The following is a 4,461-nucleotide window of genomic DNA, read 5'->3' as shown; positions in this document are numbered from 1 at the left end:
GGCAGGCAGCGTCAGCGAGAAGGCCGAGCCGGCGACCGCACTCTGGTTGGGGGTCTGGGTCACCAGCACCGGCGGCGTCTCAGTCGTCGAGCCAGTATCGTTAAGGACGACATCGACCCAGTAGTTGTCGCCAGAGACAGGGATATTAGTGGGGAAGATACTCCCTGAGGAATAGGCGTAAACGCCATTCAGACCATCAGCCGTTGCGGAAAGAGATCCGTTTGTCGGATTTTGGAGCGTGTCAAAATAGTAAGGCGTATCGGAGTATTGGCCATTGGTCATGTGGTACGAGGCGACATAGGTCGTGCCTGCAACAATGTTCACAGGACTCGAAAAGTTCACCTGCTGCCAGCCACTGGCGGTCTCGTTGGTGGACGTGGCGGTCGCCAGCAGTGTGCCGCTGGCGCTCCAAAGATCAACCACATGGGCGCCGGTGTTCAGGGACCCCTTATAGAAGCGGATCCCGGTGATTTGGCCGTTGGTACTTGACGTGAACTTGAGACCGACTTCCACGCCGTGTGGGTCACTTACATCAGCCGTAGCAGGCGTGGCGCTGGAGCCAAATAGGTTGAGGGACGTGGACGGTGAAACCGTGTACGACACGCCGGAACCCGGTGTCTCGAGATTTAGGCTGTCATCGACCGCTCGGGTTTCGATGCTGTACGACCCCTTGGCCGGCGCATGGAAAGTGTAGGTCCAATTGACAGTTTGCGTGCCAATTTGACCGCTCGTCACGTGCCACGTTTTTCCACCGTCGGTCGAAATCTGAACGCCGCCAATCACGCCGCCGACGTCAGTCGCGGTACCGCTTACGGTTACGGTTCGGCCTTCGATCACGGACGAGGATGACACGTTGGTGATCTTGGACGTTGGCGCGGTGTGATCGGTCGACTGGCTCGCGATCACCAGACTGGCCTGCAGCGTCTGGGGCTGGATGCCCATGTCCGCAAACACATTCACCATTGCCTGTTGGACGTTCGGGTCGGTGTTTGTCTGATTGCCGTCCGGCGAAGGGTCGTGCTGGTTTGACAGGCCCCATGACCAAAAGACGGTGCCCGCCCCGAACACCAACGCGCCGCTGGTGGGATCACGGTACTCGACCAGATTGTGGGTTGCGGTACCGCTTGTGTCGACGTTCCCGAACTCCGTATTGAACGCCGTAGATTCCTGGACTGTCGTCGAAGAGAGGTCGATCAGGCCGGCAGGCATGAAGCCGTTATCGGGAGAGGAGTCCCATTCATATCCCAACAGGCGGCTTTCCAGCGAAGCTGTCTGGCCGGGTGCCGTGGCCGCGACGCTTGTATTGCGCCAGAAACGCAACTGGGTCATGCTGTAGGGAATCTTGATCGTCCCAAGGCTCCCGCTCTCATCAACCGAGAACACCGTTCCCGTCAGCGCATTGGACGGCATGGCGGCACCGCCCCAATTGGTGGGGGCCTCAAAGGTGCCCGTCCCCTGCCCGCTAGGGTTGATCAATTGCTCAAAGTGGCTGTCCTTGTAGGTGACCAGCGTGCGATTGGCTGTCTTGCTACTGTCTATGCTCGGTGTGAACTGGGTTTGCCAGAAGATCTCGTTGCCGCTGAGGAACACCAGGTTGACGCCCGCGTTCGCCGCGGCCTGAACATTCGCGACCTGGCTGTCGGTCCAATATTCGTCGTGTCCGGCATCCATGAACACCTTGTGGTTGAGCAGCAACGCGCCATTGGTTGCTGTATCCATGCCGGAGATGTAGCTTACATTGTAGCCGTTTTCTTCCAGCCAGTAGATTGCGGGATATTCGCCTGCAAACACAGTATCATCTGAATTCGCATACAGTCCTACTCCATCCCGGGTCATGATGGGGCGGTTGTAACTGACCGCGTAGGCCGCGCCACCCTGGGAAGGACCGTTGCCTCCATATAGGCTGGCGCCGCCCCAACCGTTGTAAGCCTGCCAGGTCTCATCAGAGGTCTGAAAGACGATGTCGCTTGTGGAGTTGGGATCCTTGACGACGAACGGAATCTGGAAAACTTGAGTGCCTTGGACGACGTTGGCGACATAAACGCCTAATACGGCCGTGGTCGGAATGGACCATGAATCAGTGACGCTCCAATTGCCGGCGTCGACCTCCCCGGTCGCAGTATTCGTGATTGGTGACGGCTGCGCGATCGATGACGTGCCCTGATGCTGCAGGGTTGTGACGAGACGGGCGCCGTCTCCTCCGTAGTACCCCAGTCGATAGATCTGGATTTGATAGTTCGGGCTGCCCGTCAGATTGTCGATCTTGAACTGTACCGTGCTGCCGATATTGGTGCTGATTGCGGTCGTGAATCCCTCGAGCTTGGTCGAATCGGCACCGGGAGCAACCTGCCACACGCTCATCGGCGTGCCCGGTAACTCATTCTCCAGCACGATTGGATTCGTGCCAGACGGATCGGCGACAACAGTGCCGCCATGCCCGTCGCTATTCAGAGTCCAGTTCGGATCCTTTCCAGCGAATAGCAAGGAGACGGTGGTAGAACCGTTGCTGAAGTTTACTGTGCTGGTGTTTGAGGTGATGTCGTACTGAACAGATGTCGACATCGACGATGTGAACGCAAGGTCCTTCAAATCGATGAGCTGATTCGCCGAAAGCGGTGCTCCCGGCGACGAGCTTGCGATCAGACCGTGGAACTGCGCCGAATGATCGAGGACGAGCTCACCGTTTCCTGCATCGAAAGATACGGTTATCCCGGAAAACGATCCGTTTGTCAGTTGTCCGGAAACAGCACCTCCGATCTCGAGGACAGCCTGGTTTGAAACATCCAACGAACCGGTGCCACTGATATTGCCTTTGATGTCTACGTTGGAAATTCGATTTCCATTGAACGGGCCAGCTTGGATGATCCCGTTGTCGACTACGCTACCTTCGACAGTGAATAGCGTGCCGGGATTGCACGACAAGGTTACGCCTGCATCGACGACCAGGCTATTTATGTCGACATTGCTCGTGCTCGTGACCGTATAAGCTCCTGTCGCATCCATCACCACCTTGTCGGCAAGCCCCGGGACACCGGCACCCCAGTTTGCCGCGACATTCCAGGATCCGCCGCCCGAATTGGTCCAGTGTGTGGTCGTGCTCGAAGGGCCGTTCGCCAACGTGGTGGCCAACAACGTTGGACCCATCATCAGCTCTCGATTCAGGAGGCTCGTCGTTATCGGCGCGGGGGAATTGAGCGTCGACGCGGACGTGGTCGTTGTCGTCAGCGGGTTAGGCAATGTCGTCTGCAGCAGATCGCTGGACGGCAGCGGCCTCAATGTAAGGCTGCCGGAATCCGGAGGAGTGCTCGAGCCGATACGATGGTGGCGTGTCTGGTCGGAGGGCGACGCATTCGTTCCGGTCGAACCAGTTGTGTCTGTTGTCGCCGACTGCGCCAGGATTGCGGGCGCCGCACCGACGAGGTCGCTGGGCACAGGAGCTGCCGCCCGATCGAAGACCTGACCGGCCAACCCGGCCGACGGGCCCGATGGCGCCGAGGAATCGGGTGGCAGGACGTCGTTGGGATCGACCGCAGCCGAAGCTTGCGTCGAGTTCAGGGACGAAAGACCTGTCTCCAGCAGCAGGGCAAGAGCGAGTGGCGCGACCGAGTTGCTGCCGTCAGCGGTATCGGCCTCCGTTGGACTGGCAGTGGGCCTACCGGGACCGACAATCAGCAGAACTTCTCCCATGAATCCGTCGTCCGCGCTGCAATAGCGCAGCAGCGAAATCTGTCCGACCGCGTCGGCGGCCGGGCTGAACGTCAACCCGCATAGTTGTGAAGCAGTGATGATTTGACCGCGGGCGACGGCGGTCGTTCCATCGGCCAAGAACACTGAACCGTTCGAGGGCAGCTCTGTGAGCGCAACAGGTGTGTCCCCGGTCAAGCCGGCAGGGAGGTCGGCAGGCAACGGGATCAGCAGCCGACCGCAGTCTTGGGGAACGTAAATCACCACCCCGTTCCAGGGCGACACGTCTCCGGACAGCAAGGGTGTCGGAGCGAAGCTCAATGCGGCGAGTTCCGCGGCTGTCAACGTGTCGCCAACAGTCACCCGCGTGAAGCGATCGGCTTTCAGGACAACTCCGGCAGTCGGAAGGCCGGCCACCGTGACGGTCAGATCATGAAGGGTATAATCAGTTTCCGCGGACAGAAGCGGCTGCGCCTTCACGGATAAAGCGCTCGGTTTCTGCGTCAGCATGGCAATCACCCTCGAAAAACCAATTTAGTAATATCCGGAGTGACATAATGTCGCAGATTTAATTCATTTAATTTTAACGTCAATTAAATAATTAAAAATATTAATCACAAAAAAGGGATGGCGCTAAAAACACGCAAGATCCAAATGGAACGTCTTGGCGTTAGGGCCGGTCAGCCGCGCATTGCCTCATCAAGGATGTTACCGGAGAACTGACCGTCAGGATTGGGGCGGCGATACCGAATCGGATCGGTGTCGCCGATGGCAGGA

At 58.2% G+C, this 4,461-nt stretch carries 1 protein-coding gene; it reads right to left on the bottom strand.

Annotation, left to right across the window (positions count from 1 at the left end):
* A partial coding sequence (locus AAFX91_RS26470; protein WP_394568615.1) for a N,N-dimethylformamidase beta subunit family domain-containing protein occupies positions 1–4,194 on the bottom strand: 4,194 nt, incomplete at its 3' end.
* Positions 4,195–4,461: the final 267 nt, after the last annotated feature.

Source organism: Bradyrhizobium sp. 31Argb (assembly GCF_043638955.1).
GTDB lineage: Bacteria > Pseudomonadota > Alphaproteobacteria > Rhizobiales > Xanthobacteraceae > Bradyrhizobium.
Note: the sequence above shows the minus strand (reverse complement) of the source record. Positions and strands in the feature narration are given on the sequence as shown.